This window comes from Loktanella sp. SALINAS62 (assembly GCF_018263905.1).
Lineage (GTDB): Bacteria > Pseudomonadota > Alphaproteobacteria > Rhodobacterales > Rhodobacteraceae > Loktanella.
In genome coordinates this window covers 1-222 of record NZ_JAAFZU010000090.1, presented here as the reverse complement: position 1 = coordinate 222, position 222 = coordinate 1, and the positions used below count along the sequence as shown (strand labels likewise).

Sequence of the window (222 nt, the reverse complement as noted above, 5' to 3'; positions counted from 1 at the left end):
AGGGCGTTGAAGTGGTTCATGAGGGCGATGCGGATGTGGATTTCGGCGGTCTGGCGGTCAGGATCTCTCGCCATGATGCGTTCTCCGAAGGATTTCAGGCAGCGCATCCTCGCCTCGATGCGACTGCGGGCATGGTATCCCGTCCAGCGTTTCCAGAATGCCCGACCGTAGTGCCGTGTGGCGCGCAATGTCTCATTTCTCGCGCGTGCAGCCGGGCAGTCT

1 pseudogene is annotated in these 222 nt (G+C 61.3%); it reads right to left on the bottom strand.

Annotation, left to right across the window (positions count from 1 at the left end):
- Positions 1 to 222 (bottom strand): annotated as a pseudogene (locus tag GZH79_RS18600) (IS5/IS1182 family transposase); the annotation flags it as partial.